This is a genomic window from Chitinophaga varians, assembly GCF_014529945.1.
Lineage (GTDB): Bacteria > Bacteroidota > Bacteroidia > Chitinophagales > Chitinophagaceae > Chitinophaga > Chitinophaga varians.
Window position 1 is genome coordinate 1,653,861 of record NZ_JACVFB010000001.1, and the last position, 19,920, is coordinate 1,673,780.

General features: G+C 50.6%; 15 protein-coding genes. 5 read left to right on the top strand and 10 right to left on the bottom strand.

Features of this window, described 5'->3' with window-relative positions; translation table 11 throughout:
- The first annotated feature begins 186 nt into the window (after window positions 1-186).
- Together ICL55_RS06270 and ICL55_RS06275 are read left to right on the top strand one after the other, a co-directional pair.
- Window positions 187-1,170 (top strand): ABC transporter ATP-binding protein, encoded by a 984-nt coding sequence (locus tag ICL55_RS06270; RefSeq protein WP_188095173.1) that lies wholly within the window; start codon window positions 187-189, stop codon window positions 1,168-1,170.
- A 248-nt stretch (window positions 1,171-1,418) separates the two neighbouring features.
- Window positions 1,419-3,602, top strand: coding sequence for an ATP-binding response regulator (locus ICL55_RS06275; RefSeq protein ID WP_188095174.1), 2,184 nt, complete (start codon window positions 1,419-1,421; stop codon window positions 3,600-3,602).
- 239 nt (window positions 3,603-3,841) lie between these two features.
- Here the strand turns inward: ICL55_RS06275 and pafA are convergent, their stop codons facing one another.
- The 7 genes from pafA to ICL55_RS06310 form a co-directional block, all read right to left on the bottom strand.
- Window positions 3,842-5,485, bottom strand: coding sequence for an alkaline phosphatase PafA (gene pafA, locus ICL55_RS06280; RefSeq protein WP_188095175.1), 1,644 nt, complete (start codon window positions 5,483-5,485; stop codon window positions 3,842-3,844).
- Window positions 5,486-5,617: 132 nt separating this feature from the next.
- A complete protein-coding gene (locus tag ICL55_RS06285) occupies window positions 5,618-7,195 on the bottom strand; it encodes a RagB/SusD family nutrient uptake outer membrane protein (protein WP_188095176.1) in 1,578 nt (525 codons plus the stop codon).
- A gap of 20 nt (window positions 7,196-7,215) precedes the next feature.
- On the bottom strand, window positions 7,216-10,269 hold the full coding sequence (locus tag ICL55_RS06290; RefSeq protein ID WP_188095177.1) for a SusC/RagA family TonB-linked outer membrane protein: 3,054 nt from the start codon (window positions 10,267-10,269) through the stop codon (window positions 7,216-7,218).
- A 27-nt stretch (window positions 10,270-10,296) separates the two neighbouring features.
- On the bottom strand, window positions 10,297-11,235 hold the full coding sequence (locus ICL55_RS06295; RefSeq protein WP_223151335.1) for a glycerophosphodiester phosphodiesterase family protein: 939 nt from the start codon (window positions 11,233-11,235) through the stop codon (window positions 10,297-10,299).
- Between the two features lie 82 nt (window positions 11,236-11,317).
- The gene (locus tag ICL55_RS06300) at window positions 11,318-12,046 is read right to left on the bottom strand and encodes an MIP/aquaporin family protein (RefSeq protein WP_188095178.1); all 729 of its coding nucleotides are present in this window, start codon (window positions 12,044-12,046) and stop codon (window positions 11,318-11,320) included.
- 37 nt (window positions 12,047-12,083) lie between these two features.
- Complete coding sequence (gene glpK / locus ICL55_RS06305) at window positions 12,084-13,580, bottom strand: glycerol kinase GlpK (protein WP_188095179.1); 1,497 nt, start codon at window positions 13,578-13,580, stop codon at window positions 12,084-12,086.
- Between the two features lie 64 nt (window positions 13,581-13,644).
- A complete protein-coding gene (locus tag ICL55_RS06310; protein ID WP_188095180.1) occupies window positions 13,645-15,246 on the bottom strand; it encodes a glycerol-3-phosphate dehydrogenase/oxidase in 1,602 nt (533 codons plus the stop codon).
- A gap of 319 nt (window positions 15,247-15,565) precedes the next feature.
- On the opposite strand from ICL55_RS06310, the gene ICL55_RS06315 reads away from it, so the two are divergent.
- Both ICL55_RS06315 and ICL55_RS06320 read left to right on the top strand, forming a co-directional pair.
- Entirely contained in the window at window positions 15,566-16,336 is a 771-nt protein-coding gene (locus tag ICL55_RS06315) for a DeoR/GlpR family DNA-binding transcription regulator (RefSeq protein WP_343067707.1), read from the top strand.
- Between the two features lie 56 nt (window positions 16,337-16,392).
- Window positions 16,393-16,845: a NanQ anomerase/TabA/YiaL family protein gene (locus ICL55_RS06320; RefSeq protein WP_188095181.1), complete on the top strand. Its 453-nt coding sequence runs from the start codon at window positions 16,393-16,395 to the stop codon at window positions 16,843-16,845.
- Between the two features lie 117 nt (window positions 16,846-16,962).
- On the opposite strand, the gene ICL55_RS06325 is transcribed toward ICL55_RS06320, so the two are convergent.
- Window positions 16,963-17,361: a ribosomal maturation YjgA family protein gene (locus tag ICL55_RS06325; RefSeq protein WP_188095182.1), complete on the bottom strand. Its 399-nt coding sequence runs from the start codon at window positions 17,359-17,361 to the stop codon at window positions 16,963-16,965.
- 79 nt (window positions 17,362-17,440) lie between these two features.
- On the opposite strand from ICL55_RS06325, the gene ICL55_RS06330 reads away from it, so the two are divergent.
- Window positions 17,441-18,097 (top strand): YiiX family permuted papain-like enzyme, encoded by a 657-nt coding sequence (locus tag ICL55_RS06330; RefSeq protein WP_188095183.1) that lies wholly within the window; start codon window positions 17,441-17,443, stop codon window positions 18,095-18,097.
- A gap of 17 nt (window positions 18,098-18,114) precedes the next feature.
- Here ICL55_RS06330 and ICL55_RS06335 read toward each other — a convergent pair whose 3' ends face one another.
- On the bottom strand, window positions 18,115-19,143 hold the full coding sequence (locus ICL55_RS06335; protein WP_188095184.1) for an MlaD family protein: 1,029 nt from the start codon (window positions 19,141-19,143) through the stop codon (window positions 18,115-18,117).
- 3 nt (window positions 19,144-19,146) lie between these two features.
- Entirely contained in the window at window positions 19,147-19,920 is a 774-nt protein-coding gene (locus ICL55_RS06340) for an ABC transporter ATP-binding protein (RefSeq protein WP_246496156.1), read from the bottom strand.

A 19,920-nucleotide genomic window follows, 5' to 3' on the forward strand; every position in this document is an offset into this window, starting at 1 on the left:
ACCCCCTGGGAATGATATATTAACTATTTTCTTTACGCGGGCGTAATCCACTGCCAGTATGGACCAGGGTGGTTAAATGATTGTCACGGGGTTGCATTTTACCATTTTCTGTTATATTTGTCCATTAATGGGTTAAATAAATATCTGCTTAACCTGATACTAAATGACGAAATATCGGCGGGAATTATGAGCTTTTTAACGGTCTCCAACATCAGCAAAAATCAACTGGGTGCCCCGGTTGTGAAGGATATCAGCTTCACGGTGGAAAAACTTCAAAAAGTGGCCATCGCGGGAGAAACAGGTTCCGGTAAAAGCACATTGCTCAAAATGATCGGTGGGTTTGCGCAGGCCGATGCCGGCAAGGTTTCTTTTGAAGACGTAAGGGTGGAAGGCCCCCTGGAGGTGCTGATCCCCGGACAGCCCGGTATCGCCTATCTGTCGCAACACTTTGAACTACGCAACAACTACCGCGTGGAGGAAATCCTGTCGTACAACAATAAGCTCACAGAAGAATCGGCGACAGAGCTGTATGACCTGTGCCAGATTTCTCACCTGCTGAAGAGAAAAACAGATCAGTTGTCCGGCGGCGAAAAACAACGAATTGCCCTGGCGAGGCTGCTGGTGACTGCGCCCCGTCTCTTATTGCTGGACGAGCCGTTCTCCAACCTCGACCTTATTCATAAAAACAAACTGAAGGAAGTCATTCACGATATCTCGGAGAACCTGAACATCACCTGCATGCTCATCTCTCACGACCCGCTGGATATCCTGTCCTGGGCAGATGAGGTGTTGATCATGAAAGACGGTGAAATTGTTCAGAAAGGCGCGCCCAAACAGGTGTACGGCCAGCCGGTAAACGAATATGTGGCGGGTTTGCTGGGTACCTATAATCTCTTCAGTCCTGCTAAAGCAAAGAAATTTGCCGGACTGCCGGGAGTGGAAACCAGCAACAAAAACCTTTTCCTCCGCCCGGAGAGCCTGATGCTGGTACCGGAAAGCGAATCAGCCGTCAAAGGGAAAGTAAAACATGTACGTTTCTATGGCAGTTTCTATGAAACGGCGGTAACTATCGCTAAAGACACCATCCTGGTCAGGACCGCCAAATCGGAAGTGAAAAAAGGGGATACGGTGTTCCTCTCTGTTCACCCCGACGAAGTCTGGTATCTCTGATCCTGATAAGATAAATGAAAGGACCGGGGCCGTCAGGTGTTAAATACTGGCGGCCCGTACTGTTAATTCCCATTTTTTATTTACCTTCCCCTTAGAAGCAGCTGAAAGCGCTGACCATATCCTTAATCATTTCCTTTTTTCTCGTATCAGTTTAATCGTATTGTTTTAATCGTATCAGTAACCATCAGTACTGTAAACCCTCTGTTTACTATACCATCTCGTTTATTAATAACCAACTATACGTTAACATGCGTCGATCACTTAAAGTATTCTTTGTTGTATTAGCCCTGGCCGCCTTTACCATTGGCGTACTGTTTTTTTTCGGGTATGATGTTCACCAGCGCAGCGCAGGAAAGCTGCTGGCATCAGCGGACACCCTGTCCCGCGATAATCCCGGCATACACCTTATGGACAAGGCCCTGTTGACCCTCAGCCGCGCGGAAAATAACTTCCGTATGTTCACCATCACCTACAAAAGGAACTACCTACAGCAATTCTCGGTGCAATTGGGGGAAGTGTTGTCATCTGTAGACATGGTGGCTGGTATGCTCGCTAAAACACCTGATCATCGGCAGTTCGACGGACTCGTGGCTAAAAAGACGGAAGTCTCCGAACGTATTGCCCAGATGAAAAAAACAACGGACTCTATGCTGTCGACTTCGCTCACGGACGACCGTATCGATAAACTGCTGAGCAGCATCCCCAACTATAAGGTCACGCAAATCAAGAAAGATGAAGTGACCATGGACACGGTCAGCAACGTACAGGCGGCGCCGGAGAAAAAGAAAGGGTTCTTCAAACGACTGGGAAGCGCCATCTCCAATAAAAACAAGGGAGATACGGTAAAGGCCCAGATGGCCGTGCTGGTGAAAACCAAAAGCGGAAAAGTAATCGACAAGGCAGCTTACGACGCCCAGCGAATGAAAGACATCATCACGGACGTAAACGGATACTATAAAAAGATACTACGCACGCAATTGGCCAACCGCCTGAAAATAGATGCTGATGAGCAGTCGCTGGCGGGCACCAATATTTCCATGCTGGGAGAACTGGATACCCTGATTGTGGCATTGAGAGAGAATGCTGCCACCGCATTGGCGCAACAGAAACAACAGGCCAAACAGTCGGTATACGCAGATGCCAGTACCATGCGCAACATAGCGGTATGGGGATTCGTTTCACTGGTGCTGGCCGTTGCCACGGCGTTAGGCACTTATTGGTTGCTGCGTAAAAAAGAATTGCAGCTGGAAGCCAGTGAAGGCGCTGCACGGGAACAGGCCCGGGTGCGGACGGAATTCCTGGCCAATATGAGCCATGAAATACGGACACCGCTCAACGCCGTGGTAGGCTTCAGCGAACAACTGTCGTATTCGGAACTCTCGGCCAATCAGCGCGACCTGCTGCGTTCTGTGGAAACATCCGCGGACATGCTGATGCAGGTGGTCAACGATGTGCTGGACTTCTCCAAACTGGAAAAAGAATACATCTCTATCCTGCATGAACCTTTCTCGCTGTATGCTACTTTTGAAGAGGTGATCAACACCACCCGTATTCTGGCCATACAGAAGAATCTGGCGTTCACGGCCGATTTTAAAGGAGAACAACGGCGGGAAGTAAAGGGGGATGCCTTCCGTCTGAAACAGGTACTGCTCAACCTGATCAGTAACGCCGTTAAATACACGCCGAGCGGTAGTGTAACGGTGACGGGCACACTGGAGGTACTCTCTGATACCCACGGCCTGTTTACGTTTACGGTGAAAGATACCGGAGAAGGCATCAGCAAAGAGGCACAGGCTAATCTGTTTGAACGCTTTTACCAGGCTGCCCCGGCCCGGGTAACCGTCAAAGGTACCGGTCTTGGTCTGGCCATCACGAAGAAACTGGTGGAAATGCATGGCGGTAGTATTTCCTTTACCAGCGAGGTGGGACAAGGCTCAGAGTTTATTTGCCGCATACCCTATGAGCTGGCCGCGGTTACGGAACATGGTATGATGGAAGAAGAAGCGGAACAGCCTATCGGAGCGTTTATGGAAGGCCGTTATGTTTTGGTAGCGGAAGATCAGGAGATGAACCTCTTACTGATGAAGATGATGCTGACACGGTGGAAATGCCGTTTTGATATGGCCCGTGACGGGGAAGTGGCCATGCGCATGTTTGAACAGCAACAGTACGATCTTGTGTTGCTCGATCTGCATATGCCTAAACTAAGTGGACTGGAGGTCGTGGAACGGATACGCAGGCATGCAGATCCGAAAAAGGCCGGTGTAGTAGTATTGGCACTCACGGCGGACATCACCGAACAAGATGTGCGCGATTTCAAACGCGCCGGCTTCAACGACTGGTTGATGAAACCTTTCCGGGAAATGGACATCTACCGTGTTATCCGTAAGAACCTGCGCCTGGGGGAGAAAGTAACGCCGGAGCAGAATTAGACCTCCTTGTCTTTCCTGTCCACCATACCAGCCGCCAATTCCTGATTAGGGACTTCATCCCTTCGTCCGGGAGACGTTGCTAATTGATCTATTACACCCATGTTATAAACTAAAATAAAAAACCCGTGTTGCCGGGCCGGTGAAAAACAAGGATACGTTGCTGTATAAACTGTTTTCCATCGGCGGCAACACGGGTTCCTATGTGAGCCCATATCGTAGCACCGGGCTTCAGCCCTGGATTATTTTCGGCTGATAACGCTTTCAATAGGGCGGCCTACGCAGCCGTTTGGCATCTGGATATGCAGCATGGCAGCCAATGTGGCGGCAATGTCTGTCATATGGGTGATTTCATTGCTGGCGCCATGTTGAACATGCCATCCCATGAATACGAGTGGGATGTGGATGTCATACAGGTTCCAGTTGCCATGCGTGGTACCTTTCTCGAAGCCCTGATACCATCCTGGTTCGGGGATGATCATCACCGAACCGGTGCGTTTAGGATTGTAGCCGTTGGCGATCATGCTTTTGATCGGCTGTGGTATCGGGCTGTCGCCCAGATTGTCGATATCTGCTGCGAACTGTATGCCCGGCTGGCGCTGGAGGAACTTCACCGTTTCTTTTTTGATGGCGTCGTAGTCCAGTTTATTGGCTTCTATTTTATTGACGTCATAGTTTACGTGGTAGTTCATACCGGAGCGTACGAGGCCTTTCACGCCGAAACGAACGGCCAGCAGGCTATCGAGACTGGCCATCATAGGTTTGTCTTTCACGAAACCGGCAGGCACATTGTATTCGTTCATAAAACCTACGGAGTGAGCGGCGCCGTGGTCTGCGGTGAGGAACACGAGGTAGTTGCCTTTGCCTACTTTTTTGTCGAGGTAGCTGAAGAAGCCGGCGAGGTCTTTATCGAGGCGGAGATAGGTGTCTTCCACTTCAATAGAGTTCGGGCCGTATTGGTGCCCTACATAGTCGGTAGAAGCGCAGTTGATGGTGAGGAAGTCGGTGGCTTCGCCGCTGCCGAGGCTGTAGCCGTCAACGGCTGCCATCGCGAATTCCAGCGTAAGGGTATTGCCGGACGGTGTGGAGCGCAGGCTACCGGGATTTTTTTTGTAGATCTCTTTCATGTTGTGCGGGAACACAGGTGCTTTTTCACCACCGAAAGTACCTTCCCAGGACACATTGTCCGCACTGCTCTGCACGTAGCTGTTGATCGGATACAGCGGCTCCCAGGGCCTGGACATGAGCTGCTCCGGCAGTTTCCGGCCGTTGAAGCGTTTTACCCATTCCGGCAATTCTTTCATATAGTAGGTGCTGGTGATGAAACTGCCATTGGCATCATCAAACCAGAAAGCGCCGTTGGGCGTATGTCCGGCAGGCAGGATGGATGCACGGTCTTTCAGCGACACGCCGACTACCTTAGAGCGGAAGTTGGTGGCAAAACGCAGTTCATCAGTGATGGTAGAGGCCAGCAGGTTGCGTGGCGACATCTGTCCGGCTTTGGAGGTGCTGCCGACGGATTGTGCCACGGTATCTTCGGTACAATACCATTTTCTACCGGTCAGCTGATCGGTCCAGTCATTGCCGGTGATGCCGTGGATGGCGGGCACTGACCCGGTATATACGGTGCTGTGTCCTACAGCAGTAAAAGATGGGAGATGGCTGATGGTGGTGTTCTCACAGGAGAAACCTTCACTCAGCATTCTTTTGAAGCCGCCGGATTCATAACGGTCAGCATAACGGTACAGGTAATCCCAACGCATCTGGTCCACCACAATTCCCACTACTAGTTTGGGCCTTTCCGGAGCTTGTGCCATTGCCGATGGCCCCTGCCCAATGGCTAGGGTGCCCATCATCAGCAGGGCGGAGAGTTTTAGTCTGGTCATGTTCTTTTAGATTTCTATATAGCTGTAAATAGTTAGCGGTCCTGGCCCCTCCGGCCAGAACCGCTAAGTTTATTCCGTTTCAGCAATTAAGCTGCTTTTTTTTGTATGAACGGACAAATAGCTGGATGAATACTAGTATCCCGGATTCTGCTCCAGATTAGGGTTCAGGTCTTTCTCTCCTTGCGGGATAGGCCACCAGTAGTCACGTTTGGAGTTAAATACCCTTTTCTCCATCTCTTTGCCGGCGTAGTTATAGATAGGGCCGTTAAGCTCTGTCTCGGCTGTTTTCCAGCGACGGATATCATTGTAATATAACCCTTCGCAGGCAAATTCCACACGTCTTTCATGTCTTATTTCTTTACGCATATCATCTTTGGAGAGATTCGGCGTAATATGAGGCATGCGTACACGGTCACGGATCAGGTTCAGCGCTGCATACACAGTGGCATCCGGACCAACAGCTTCGTTCTGTGCTTCTGCGTACATCATCAGAATATCAGCATAGCGCAACACGATGAAGTTGATCTCTGACTGGCCACCTTTCAGGTCTGCGTCAATAGCGGCAGGGACGATGCTGTCATACACACTGAATTTCTTCACACCATAACCGGTAATGGCAAAACGTTTGGTGTCTACCACTTTTCCCTGGTAGATGTCTGTCGGGAAAGTGATGGTGCCCTGTAAGCGCGGATCACGGTTCAGATACGGTTTCTGAGGGTCATAACCGGAAGCGGGATCGGTGATAGGCAAACCGTTTTTCATGTAATAAGCCTGCGCCAGGCCCAGCAAAGGCGCATTGGAGTTGTATTGAGAACAGATCAGATCAAATGAGTTGCCCTGGTTGGGGAACAGATACTGTACGTCGAAGATCACTTCTTTGTTGTTCTCGTTCTGTTTCAGGAACAGGTTGCGGTAGTTGTCGAACAAACCATAACCGGTGCCACCCAGGTCCATCACCGCTTTGGCGGCGGCGGCAGCGGCTGCCCATTTGTTGGCGTCATTGGCAACGTTCAGCAGCGGACTGGCTTCAAACAGCAATACACGTGCTTTGAGGGACATAGCCGCGCCTTTGGTGGCCCTGCCTTTGTCGGAGGCGCCATAGGTCAACGGCAACAGGGCGGTAGCTTCATCGAGGTCTTTCAATACCTGCGCTACTACCTCTTCCCGCTTGTTACGCGGAAGGAGACTTTGTGTTTCCTTGTTGGGCGGATCAAGAATCAGCGGCACGCCACCGTAGTAGTTTTGCAGCTGGAAGTAATACAAGGCGCGCAGGAAATAGGCCTGGCCTTTCATCACCTGTTTCTGTTTGTCGTCCATGCCTGGCACTTCGTCTACCTTTTTGATAAAGGTGTTGCAGCGTCCGATGCCACTGTAGCAATCGCTGTAGCGGGAGCTGATGATGCCGCCGGAGCTGGCCATTTGTGAGCCGGAGGCGATGGCGTTGAACTTCATCACGTCCGTCTGCGTCCAGGCATTGGGCGAAAGCGTTTCGTCCCATAAAGCGGTCGCGTTGTTGGAGCCCTTACCGCCATAGATACCATCATTGCGCAGTACGGAATAACAACCGGTAAGACCGGCGTTAGCGGCTTCCGGAGTGGTCCAGAAGGTTTCTTCTGTGTATTTGTCGTGCGGAGCGGTGTCCAGCAGACTTTTGTTGCAGGAGGCTGCCATCATTCCGGCAAAGGCCAATGCAATATATCTTGTTTTCATTGATGTCATGGTTTGGTGCATTAGAAGGTCACGTTTAAGCCGCCGTTAAATGTTTTCAGCATCGGGTAACGGTACAGCGATGTTTGGTCCAGGATAGATTCCGGATCGAAGTCTTTGTACCGGGAGAATGTCAACAGGTTTTCGCCATTCACGAATACATTCACCTTGCTGATTTTCACTTTGGACAACCATCTTTCCGGCAGGGAATAACCCAGCTGGATGTTTTTCATACGGATGTAAGAATTATTACGCAGCCAGAAATCGGAACCACGGAAGTTATCGCTGCCGCCGGTGGTAACAATAGGCAGGCGGGCATTGGTGTTCTCCGGTGTCCAGGCATCTGTTAACCATTCTTTGGTAGCATTGGCGCCGTTATTGAAAGGAATGGCCAGGTTGCCGGTAGGATAAGCTTTTACGCCGCCAATGCCCTGGAAGGAGGCATTCAGGGTAATGCCTTTGTAACCGAGATTGAAACCGAAGCCGAAAGTCCATTTAGGCACAGAGGAAGAACTGTTCAGCACTACACGGTCATCTCCGTTGATAATACCGTCGCCATTAACATCCTTGTACTTGATATAACCGGCTCTGGTTTTGGTGTTCTGGAACGGACTCTTGGCCACTTCTTCATCACTCTGGAAAATGCCGTCAGACAGCAATACGTAGTAGGCATCGATAGGAGAGCCTTTCTGGGTAATGGTATTACCGCTGTAGATTTTTTCCCCTTTCAGATCTACGACCATATTCTTGTTGTACGCTACGTTACCAAATACGCCATAGTCCAGGTTGCCGATGTTGTTGCGGTATTGCAGCACGACTTCTATACCGGTATTGTCCACAGTGCCCACGTTTTGTTTGGGACCGTTCAGATTACCCACCTGTGAAGGAATAGCGACAGTACGCAGGATACCGGTGGTACGTTTTTTATACGCGTCTACGGTCAGGGCTATACGGCTTTTCCACACGTTGATGTCTGCCCCGGCGTTGTAGGTGGTGGTGGTTTCCCAGCTGATAGATGGATCAGCATAGTCTTTGGTGGCGCCGCCGGAGCTCAGCACACCGCCAAAGCTGTAGTCTTCTTTTAACACAACAGACGGCGTATAGCTATAAAGGGCTACAGCCTGGTTACCCATCTGGCCGGCAGATATGCGCAGCTTCAGGAGATCGATGAATTTGGACCGGAAGAAAGATTCCCTGTCAATACGCCAGCCGGCAGATACAGACGGGAAGAAGCCCCAGCGGTGGCCATTGCCGAAACGGGAAGAACCATCGTAGCGGAAAGTGGCTTCCAGCAGGTATTTGCCGTCATAGTCGTAGTTGGCGCGACCGAAATAAGACTCCAGCACGTCGCGGGTGGTATTACCGGAAGTAGCGTTCCATACGGTACCGGCAGACAATGCGTCGAGGGTGGCATCCAGATAACCATACATGCTGGCATCAAACTGATCACTGTCGAAGGCATCGTAGCTGGCGCCAACCATCGCGCTGATATTGTGTTTGCCGGCAAAAGTCCGTTTCCAGTCCAGCGTGTTGTAGAAGTGAATGTTCATATCATTGTAATCCGTCTTGTACGAACGCGGAGCGGTAGTCTGGTTGTTCCAGTTGGTGACCTTGTTGGTCTTTGGGTCAAAAGTAGACATCCGAGGCGTGAACTGTGTCAGCTGGCCATCGTATTTATCTACCCCAAATTTGATGTTGTAAGTAATATCAAAAGGCAGTTTATATTCTGCGAAAACAGTCGCCAGGAAACGTTGTACAATCTTGGTCTGTAAACCGTTGTAGGACAACATACGGGGATGCTCCCAGTTGTTACGGCCTGCTGTTCTCAGCCAGGAGTTGCCATAGCGGCCATCTGCCAGGGTATCGGTCAGAATAGGAAGCGCTCTGGCCAGGTATTCCCAGGTGGAGTTGTAGAATGGCTGCGTATAGTTACGGTAATAACCATCCAGCGTAATACCGGCTTTTAAGCGATTGGTTACCTGCATGGAAGTATTCAGGCCTACGGAATATTTTTTCTCGTGGTTGCCGGGCCCGAAGAGGATACCGTTGCGGTCCAGGTAACCGAGAGACAGGCGGTATTGATATTTGTCACCGCTGCCGGCTACACTCAGATCATGTTTCTGGATAAGGCCGTTCTTCAGTGCGATCTTGTACCAGTTGTTGGCAGGGTAGAGGATCGGATCTGTGGCCATGCCTTTTTCATATTCTGCGATCTCTGCGTCGGAGTAGTCGAGCTGGGTAACACCGGTGTTCAGGTTGGCCTGGTTTTTCAGCTTCATGTACGCAATCGGATTATCGATGATATCCGGCAGATACGTGGCTTTCTGTGCGCCGCGGTAATAGCTGTAGTTGATTTTAGCGGCGCCTTTTCCTTTTTTGGTGGTAACGAGGATAACGCCGTTGGCTGCACGGGAACCGTAAATGGCCGCGGCAGCATCTTTCAGCACGGTGATGGTCTCGATGTCATTCGGATTCAGTTCATCCAGGGAGTACTCAATACCGTCCACCATGACCAGCGGAGAGGCGCTGCTCAGCGTACCAACACCGCGGATGCGGATGGTGCTGCGGTCTACGCCGGGCTGGCTGTTGCTCAGGTTGGCGAATACGCCCGGAACACCCTGTAATGCGTTACTGGCATTGGTGATCGGGCGGCCTTCCTGTTCAGCCATGGATACGGTGGTGATGGCGCCGGTGAGGGTGGCTTTTTTCTGGGTGCCATAACCTACCACCACCACATCGTTGAGTTTCTGTACATCCTCTTCCAGTGTGATATGCAGCGGATTGGCATTGGTTACTTTGATTTCTTTGGAGATGTAACCAATAAAAGAAATTTTTAACGTAGAACCTGTGGGCGCGTTCAGTTTGAACTGGCCATCAGCGCTGGTGCTGGCGCCTTTGGTGGTGCCGGCCACCTGAATGCTTACACCGGGCAGTGGTGTGCCGCCCGTCCCGGTAACTTTACCGGTAAGGTGTACATCCTGTGCATACAGGGAAGTGACAGAGATAAGGATGATTCCGAGGCATAGCAATAGCATACCAGCCGGACGTAATGCCCGGAATCGTGTTCGCAATTTCATAGCTGTTTTGTGTTTTTTTGGTTGATATTATTTGATCGCTTGTTCCAGCCTGTTGGGATAATCTGTAATGATACCGTCTACGCCCATGGCTTTTAATTGTTTCATTTCTGCTGGCTCCTGTACTGTCCAGGGAACAATCAGCATCTGTTGGTCATGACATTTTTTAATCAGTTCCGGTGTAACCAGCTGGTAGGCCGGATTGTAGAACGTTGGTGTAAAGCCCAGCTGTTGCATATTCTGTTCGAACGTTACGTTTTTGTCGCCGGTGAGAAAGCCCAGTCTGATATGTGGGTGCGTCTTATGCAGTACCTGCAGCGGGCGCATGTCAAACGATTGGATCAGCAGGCGGTTGCCTAATGGCTTCAGTTGTTTTACGGCCATCATGATCTTCATGTATTCTTCCGGAGCAGGTTGTTCTTTGCCATCTGTTTTTTCGGAAGACTTTACTTCCAGCAGGTAGTACACCGGAGGCAGGTGGTGCTTTTTCGTATAGGCCTCCACGGAGTCGATCATTTCACCCAGCAGTGGCGCGTAGGAGCGGAGATGCTCCTGCTCCGGGAAAGCGGGGTACGGTTTCTCGCCGATGATAAAACGACGGATATCGGCGTAGTTCATCTGGTAGAAAATGTACTTGCTGCGTTCTGCGGCGGCGATGTCTTTACCATCCGGCATAGTGGTGTAGGATGGTGTAAAGGAGGCGTCGTGGTATACCACTACCTGACCGTCTTTGGTGATGTGTACATCAAATTCAATGGTATTGGCGCCGGTCTCCATACCCTTATACATGGCCGGAATGGTGTTTTCCGGCATTAGTCCACGGGTACCGCGGTGGCCTACTTTAAAGAAAGAAGGCAGGTCCTTGTGCTGTACGGCGGTGGTGGACTTTGATGTTTTACAAGCGGCAAAAACAGTGGCGGCAGCTGCCATGGCACAGGCCATCAGCCGGACATTCATTTGTTTTTTCATTGTTGATGAATTGTTACAGGTTGTAGTCATTTTTTCTAACGTGCTGTTCGCATATATTCATGATGGTTACTACAGGTGATCGTTATTTCAGCAGCAGATATAAGGCCGCGGCCAGTACGCCGCCTGCCAGCGGACCGGCAACGGGTATCCAGGCGTAGGACCAGTCGCTGTGTCCTTTGCCGTTCATCGGCAAGATGGCGTGCATAATACGCGGGCCAAGGTCTCTGGCCGGGTTGATGGCATAACCGGTGGTACCGCCAAGGGACAGGCCGATGGCCCATACCAGAAACGCTACCGGTACGGCGCCGAGGGAACCCAGTCCCACAGGTGTTTTCTCGGTGCCCAGTTCAGCGCCGGTAAAATAGAAGATGGTAAACAACAGTACGAACGTACCGGTCACTTCGCAGATCAAGTTGCGCAGCGGTTTACGTATAGCCGGCTCCGTGCAGAAGCAGGCGCGTTGCAGGCCATTGTCGGGCGTGGCATCCAGATGGTCTTTGTAGTTGTACCATACGAGGGAAGTGCCCAGCATGGCGCCTGCCAGTTGCGCGAGGACAAACATGGGCACTTCGGCCCAGCTGAATTTGCCGGCAGCGGCCAGCGCTACGGATACAGCGGGATTGAGATGCGCGCCGCTGTAAGGGCCGGCAACGACCACGCCTACATATACGGCCAAAGCCCATCCGGTGGTGATAACGATCCATCCGCCGCTGTTGCCCTTTGTTTTGTTGAGCACCACATTGGCTACTACGCCGTTGCCCAGCAGGAGCAATAATGCGGTACCTATAAATTCTGCTAAAATCGGAGACATAGAGATTGGTGGTTTGTTGGTTGTATGTTTTGGTTGATCATGACTGTTGTGCCCAGTGTCTGGCGGCATCTACGGCCTTGTGCCAGCCACTGATCCATATTTCCCGTTGTTGCTGTGCGGGATCAGGCGTAAAGGTTTTCTCCATCTGCCACTGGCTGCGGATGTCTTCCAGGTTTTGCCAGTAACCGGTGGCCAGGCCTGCCAGATAGGCGGCTCCGAGAGCGGTGGTTTCTGTGATGCCCGGGCGTACTACTTTAGCCTGCAGGATATCGGCCTGGAACTGCATGAGCAGGTTGTTGCCGGTGGCGCCGCCATCTACACGCAGTTCCTGTATGCTGATACCGGCGTCGGCTTCCATGGCTTTGAGTACGTCCATAGTTTGATAGGCGATACTTTCCAGCGCTGCACGGGCTATGTGGGAAGCGTTGGTGCCACGCGTCATGCCTACGAGCGTACCGCGGGCGTGCTGGTCCCAATAAGGGGCGCCCAGACCGGCGAAAGCAGGCACCAGGTATACGCCGTCATTTTGCGCGGCTTTGGCTGCCAGTTCTTCTACTTCTGAAGACGAACGGATGATGCCCAGGCCATCACGCAGCCACTGCACGATAGCGCCGGCAATGAAGATGCTGCCTTCGAGCGCATAGTGGGTCTCGCCATTCACTTTCCAGGCAACGGTGGTCAGCAGATTGTTTTTGCTGAGGATAGGTTTGGTGCCGATGTTCATCAGCATGAAACAGCCGGTGCCATAGGTGTTTTTCACCATGCCGGGCTCGGTGCACATCTGGCCAAACAAGGCGGCATGCTGATCGCCGGCAATACCGGAAATAGGTATCTGTTCAGCGAAAACACCGGGGGCGGTGAGGCCGCATACTTCGCTGGACTCTTTTACTTCCGGCAACATGGAGGCCGGGATGTCCAGGAGCGCCAGCAGTTCTTCATCCCACGTCTGGGTGTGGATATTGAACAGCATGGTGCGGGAGGCATTGGTGATATCGGTGGCATGTACGGCGCCATGGGTAAGGTTCCATACCAGCCAGGCATCTACGGTGCCAAAGGCCAGTTTGCCTTGCGCTGCTCTTTCACGGGCACCGCTTACATTGTCGAGTATCCATTTCACTTTGGTGCCGGAGAAATAGGCGTCTATTACGAGACCTGTTTTGGCTCTGATCAGTTCTTCTTTACCACTGGCTTTGAGGCTGTCGCAGAAAGACGCGGTACGGCGGTCCTGCCATACAATGGCGTTGTGTACCGGTTTGCCCGTTTCACGGTCCCATACGATCGTCGTCTCCCGCTGGTTGGTAATACCGATGGCAGCGATGTTACCGCCTTCGAGGCCTACTTTGGCCATCGCTTCGGTGGCAACGCCTATCTGGCTGCTCCATATTTCAGCAGGGTCGTGTTCTACCCATCCCGGTGCGGGAAACAGCTGCGTGAATTCTTTCTGTGCTACTGAAATAATAGCGCCTGCTTTGTCAAAGATGATGGCTCGTGAGCTGGTAGTACCCTGATCCAGCGCCATTACGTATTTGGTCATGTTTTTCTTTTTCTGCGTGGATAATTTATTCGCTATAGTTGATGGTGGAATAACGTTGTCTTTGTTAGGCGCCCACCGGCAGCTGTTCCCGTGTACGGACATTCTTCAGCAGGTAATTCTGTGCCACGGCGGTGAAGGCTTTTACCTGTTGTTGCTGCCATGCTTCGTCTCTGCCCAGTTCTGCGGCCATCAGTTCGGCTACTTCAGGGGCCATGTCAATGGCGGCCTGCGCATCGAGGAACAGTGCCCTGGTCCTTCTGGCGAGGGTGTCCTCAACGGTGCGTGCCATTTCCTGTCTTACGGCCCATATTACCTGTGCTTTGATGTAAGGTAGTCGCGGATGCAGCGTTTTCGCGAATGCCGGTCGCATGGCGGCCAGTGCCTGTACCTGGGCGGCGTCGCTGCCGTATACGTCCAGCGGCACCTGTGCCATCGGCTGTTTCTGATAACCGTGGATACGTAAACCTTTGGTATTGCATTTGGCCGGTGTGATATTGCCCTGACGGATAGCTTCGTCTACCGTGTCTTCAGCCATTTTGCGGAAGGTGGTCCATTTGCCGCCGGTGATGGTGATCAGGCCGGAAGGCGCTACAATGATCTTATGGCTGCGGGAAATTTCCTTGGTGCTGTTGGTGTCTTTCTGCGGTGCTGCCAGCGGGCGTAAGCCTGCGAATACGCTCAGCACATCTGCACGTGTAGGCGTACGCGTGAGGTATTGTGCGGCGGTGGCAAGAATGAAATCTATTTCCTGTTCCAATGCTACCGGCTCCATGCTGTGTGATTCCAGTGGCGTGTCAGTAGTGCCCAGCAGTACTTTATTGTGCCAGGGCACGGCAAAGAGCACACGCCCATCGGATGTTTTAGGGATCATAATGGCGCTGCTGCTTTGCAGGAAAGAGGCGTCGAGCACCAGGTGCACGCCCTGACTCGGGCGTACCATCGGGCGGGCGCCTGGATTGTCCAGTTGCAGGATCTCATCTACAAATACGCCGGTGGCGTTGATAACGGTGCGGGCCGCCAGTCGGAACGATTCGCCGCTTTCCAGATCGGTAGCGGTGACACCGCTCACTTTACCATGCTCTTTCAGGAGACCATCTACTTTGCAGTAGTTGAGTAACACGGCGCCGTTTTCAGCGGCCGTTTGTGCGATGTTGACCGCCAGGCGGGCGTCGTCGAACTGTCCGTCGTGGTACACGATGCCGCCTTTCAGGCCTTCGGCCTGTATGTTAGGCAGACGGTGGGTCACCTCGTTTTTACCAATGTGTTTGGACTTGCCCAAACTCAACTTGCCGGAGAGCAGGTCATATATTTTAAGACCGATGGTATAAAAAGGGCCCTGCCACCAGGAGTAGTGAGGAATGATAAACTGCTGGTTATGGGCGAGGTGAGGGGCATTGTGGAGTAGTAACCCCCTTTCATATAATGCTTCTCTTACCAGTGCCACATCGCCTTGTGCGAGGTATCTTACGCCGCCATGTACCAGTTTGGTAGCGCGGCTGGATGTCCCTTTGGCGAAGTCCGCCTGTTCCAGCAGCAGGGTTTTATACCCTCTGGAAGCTGCGTCCATGGCTATTCCCAGGCCTGTGGCTCCTCCTCCTATAATGATCATGTCCCAGGTACGGGCGGGCATGGATCGCAGGCTTTTGATTGATTCCGGTCTGTTCATATGATTATAATGTTCCTTTTAATTACTTTCAAATTGTTATATTTGAGTGTAAAATAAAAGAAAATAAAACAATTCGAAACCAAAATAGAAAAATAAACGAGAAAGTGAAATATTTTTTGGATGAAAGGGAAAATGGCTGTGAGCAATGGCGGGATATTTTGGGTGTTTCAAATGAAAGGATACACTGGATAAAAACGTAACAATAGAAAATAGATCGAAATAATTAGGTCGATCTCCCTGTTTTATTCGCCCTATTTCTTTCTTGGCTCCCTCTAAATTCTTTGCGTGAAAAAGTTTTAATACGTTATTTTTATGTGATATGTCTATGATCAATATAGCTGAACGTCATAAGTTTATACTGGATAAACTGGCAGAAAAAGGATATGTGAACGTGGTAGATCTCTGTAAGGAGCTCGATGTATCGGGAGTGACTATACGTAAAGACCTGAAACTGCTGGAAGATAAAGCCCTGCTATTTCGCTCGCATGGCGGCGCTTCTGTGAATAATCCTTACACCAACGATAAACCGGTGAATGAAAAGGAGAAGCTGCGCAGCGAAGAGAAAAATAACATCGGCCTGGCAGCCGCAGCGCTTATTGCGCCCAACGACGCCATCATCATCGCCTCCGGTACCTCCGTACTGGCACTGGCTAAAAATATCCATCCCAAAGGGCATCTGACCGTCATCACCGGGGCCCTGAACGTAGCGCTGGAACTCATCCGCATCCCTGATGTGGAGGTGATACAACTCGGCGGCCAGCTCCGTACCAGCTCCTCCTCGGTAACCGGTCCCTATGCGGAAAAAATACTGGAAGACTTCTCCTGTAGTAAATTGTTTCTCGGGGTAGATGGGATTGATCTCGAATTCGGTCTCACTACTTCTAATATCATGGAAGCACATCTTAATCAGAAGATGATTGCCACGGTACAGAAAATCATCGTGCTGGCAGACTCCACTAAATTCGGAAAAAGAGGCTTCGGCCGTATCTGTGGCCTGGAAGACGTGGATGAAGTCATCACAGACACCGGTATTTCCCCGCACCTGGTGAAAACCATGGAAGACATGGGCATTAAAGTAACGATTGTGTAAACACTTTCGCGTTTTTAAATATCTTTACGGCTCATCTATCTTTATTTTATCTGCACATGATTCTCGACACCATCAGCAACGCCCACCGCTATCACTGCCTGGGCCCCGGATTTGTCAAGGCTTTCGAATACCTCGCACAGACAGATTTCCAGACACTGGAAAAAGGAAAATATGAAATCGACGGTACCAACCTCTTTGCCATCGTGAACGAATATGATACCGTAGACCCTTCCGGTGAACAAATGGAAGCGCATAAAAAATACATCGATATACAATATATCGTGAAAGGCGCTGAACTGATCGGGCATGATTTTCTGCACCAGCAAACGCCTTCCAAAGCATACAGCGACACGGAAGATTATATGCTGTTCGCTGAAAAGCCAGCCTTCTTCACCCGCCTCGATCAACAACACTTTGCCATCTTTTTTCCAACAGACCTGCACATGCCCAATCTCCGGATTGACCAGCCGGCAGCGGTAAAGAAAGTTGTGATCAAATTAGCTATTTAGGAATTTTTTGATTTACGATTTTTTGATTTTGCGAATAAATACGAAGACCAAAGCCTGATCAGGTACCCGCTTTGGTCTTCGCTAATTTATCAATCTACAAAATCAAAAAATCGTAAATCAAAAAATCCGGAAATAGGGCAGCCGTTCCAGCAAAAGCGCTACCCCCGCAGCCATCAACGTTCCCACTGCATAACATACACAATCACTCCACAAAAAGCCATGCCCCAACAGAATGCCCAGTGGCGTATTACGCAGCTTCACAGCCCATGCTGCCTGATAGAGCTGTTGCACTTCAATGGCGATACAGACCAGAAAACTGATCAGGGAAACTTTTGCGATCGACTTCAACGGATACAAAAAACGAATACCGAAGAAAATACAGGTAGCGGAAAAAACATCACCGCCATAAATACGAACAAGGGTAGGGAAGTACTGTGGGGCCCATCTGGTGGCTAATCCAAGGGGTATATTCAACATGATCAGTACAAAATACAGCCAACGCTTCTTTGCTTTCATGCACTAAAAATACAACGGCTATTATTGCCATAAAAGTTTTATCATTACAAAATAATCGATTACCATTAATCCCAAACAGATGGCCAGCTTGAAGAAAATAGCCTTGTTCACCACACTGCCGCTCGCAGCACTGATCGGTGGTGCACTGTACCTCACCGGAATGCCGGTGAAGAAACCTTTGCAGCAACCGCCGGCCGCCAGGGCCGGAGATGTGATCTTTCAGGAGTCAATGTCAGATCTCAGTACAGCCATTAAACTGGCCACCCATTCAAAGTATAGTCACTGTGGTATCGTCCTGCCGAAAGACGGGGAACTATATGTATACGAAGCGCTGCAACCGGTGCGCTATACACCGCTGCAGAAATGGATTAGCCGTGGCCGCAAAGGACATTATGTTATCAAGCGGCTGAAAAACGCGGACAGCGTGATCACACAAACGACGGTGCAAAAGATGGTGGACGCGGGTAAAAAATATGACGGGAAGAACTATGATTTTTACTTCGGCTGGTCAGATGAACGGATCTATTGTTCTGAACTGGTCTGGAAGATTTATAAAGAGTCAACAGGGCTGGAACTGGGGAAACTGGAGCAGCTGAAAGACTTTGACCTGAACAGCCCCGCGGTAAAAGAACAGATGAAACAGATCTATGGCAATAATATTCCACTAACGGAACAAATCATTTCTCCGGTAAGTATGTTCAATTCTCCGCTGCTCAAAACGGTGGAGGAAAAATAAAAGCAAAGTGCAGGGGCTTATTGGCCCTGCACTTTGTCTAATGCTTTCTCTTTTTCGGCCTGCTCTTTTTTCTCACGCTTGGCCTGTTTTCTAAAGTATCCTCTCAGCAGGAAGTTGTGTTTCAACGCTTCCATATTCTGGTCCAGTTTGGATGAACTGGATTCGAGATTAGTAATGATTTTCTTCAGTGCTGCAGCTGATTCCTGATCGTGTAACAGCACACCGGCAGGCGATTGATCGCTGGTCAGGTTTTCACTCACAGACTCGCTGGCTTTCTTCAGGTCGGCCACCATGCCGTTGGCTTTCTGTGCCGCTGCCTCCATCTCGGTGACGGTAGAACGAAGGCGGCTGAATACTACTGTATCAGTAATCAGATTATTGGTCAGGGAGCCTTTGGACTGTAGCTTGGCGGCATAATCAGCCAGCCGGTCGGTCAGCCGCTGGGTATTGGCTGCCGTGGTTTTCAGGTTGTTCAGCGTAGCCTGTACATTGGTGTACACAGAATCATCTTTCAGCAGTTTGCCGATAGTGCCCTGTCCTTCAGCAATATTTTTGGTGATCGTTTTCAGGTTACCGGTGATCTCTACCAGGTTTTCATTATTGACCTGCAGCGTAGCCATGATGTTGTCGGGACTTAAAGCCGCTTCGGCCACGATCACATCGCCGTTGTCTATGGCCGGCACGGTTTCGGTACCGCCGGACAGTACAACGATTTTGTTGCCTACGAGGCCGTCGGAGCCAACTTTGGCTTTCACATCTTTATGGATAAACTGACGGGAGCTTCTTTCAATATTCATCACCACTTCAATCACGTCGTGTTGTACAAACGTGATCTTTTTAACGGTGCCTACTTTCACGCCGGAATACCAGACGTTGTTGCCCGGGGCCAGACCGTTGATGTCATGAAACATGGCTTTAACACGGATAGAGGACACAAATGCTTTGCGCTGTCCGCCGAGGAATAGTATCCCTACAGTAAAAATGACCAGTCCAACAAAAATGAAGATACCTACTGTTACTGTTCGTTTGTTGCTTTCTTTAATCATAGCTTACTGTATGAAATTGTATTGATAAAAACTTTGGATAAGATCATTTTCTTTCCGGAATACGTCATCGAAGGAGCCCTGGGCCACAAACTGCCCTTCCTGCATTACCGCAATGCTGTCGCCGGTTTCCTTGGCGCAGGTGAGGTCATGGGTAATGATAATGGAGCTGGTATTGAACCGGCGTTGTACTTCGTTGATGAGGTTGTTGATTTCTATGCAGGTGATGGGGTCCAGACCGGCGGTCGGCTCATCATATAACATGATCTGTGGTTTCAGGATAAGCGTACGGGCGATGCCGATGCGTTTACGCTGGCCGCCGGAGAGTTCTGCGGGCAGCTGGTTGATGGCCTGCGACAGGCCTACGGCGTCCAGTACTATATCTACCATGCGGCGTACCTGATCGTTGCTGATCTGTTTATTATTGCGGCGTAAGGGAAAAGCGAGGTTTTCGCCCACGGTCATACTATCGTAGAGGGCAGCACTCTGAAAGGAGAAACCTACCTGCATCCGCAACTCGCGCAGGTCTGCTTCGGTAAGGGAGCTGACATCTTTGCCCAGCACGTTAACCGAGCCGGCATCCGGATACAGCAGGCCTACGATGATTTTGATCAAGACGGACTTGCCGGTACCGGAGCGTCCGAGCACCACTACGTTTTCGCCTTTGTGAACGTCTAAATTGATACCGCGCAACACATGATTCGAACCGAAGGACTTGTAAAGGTCCCTGATCGAAATCACGACGTCGTTCATGTCTATTTCCGGGTTACGTTGTTTCAT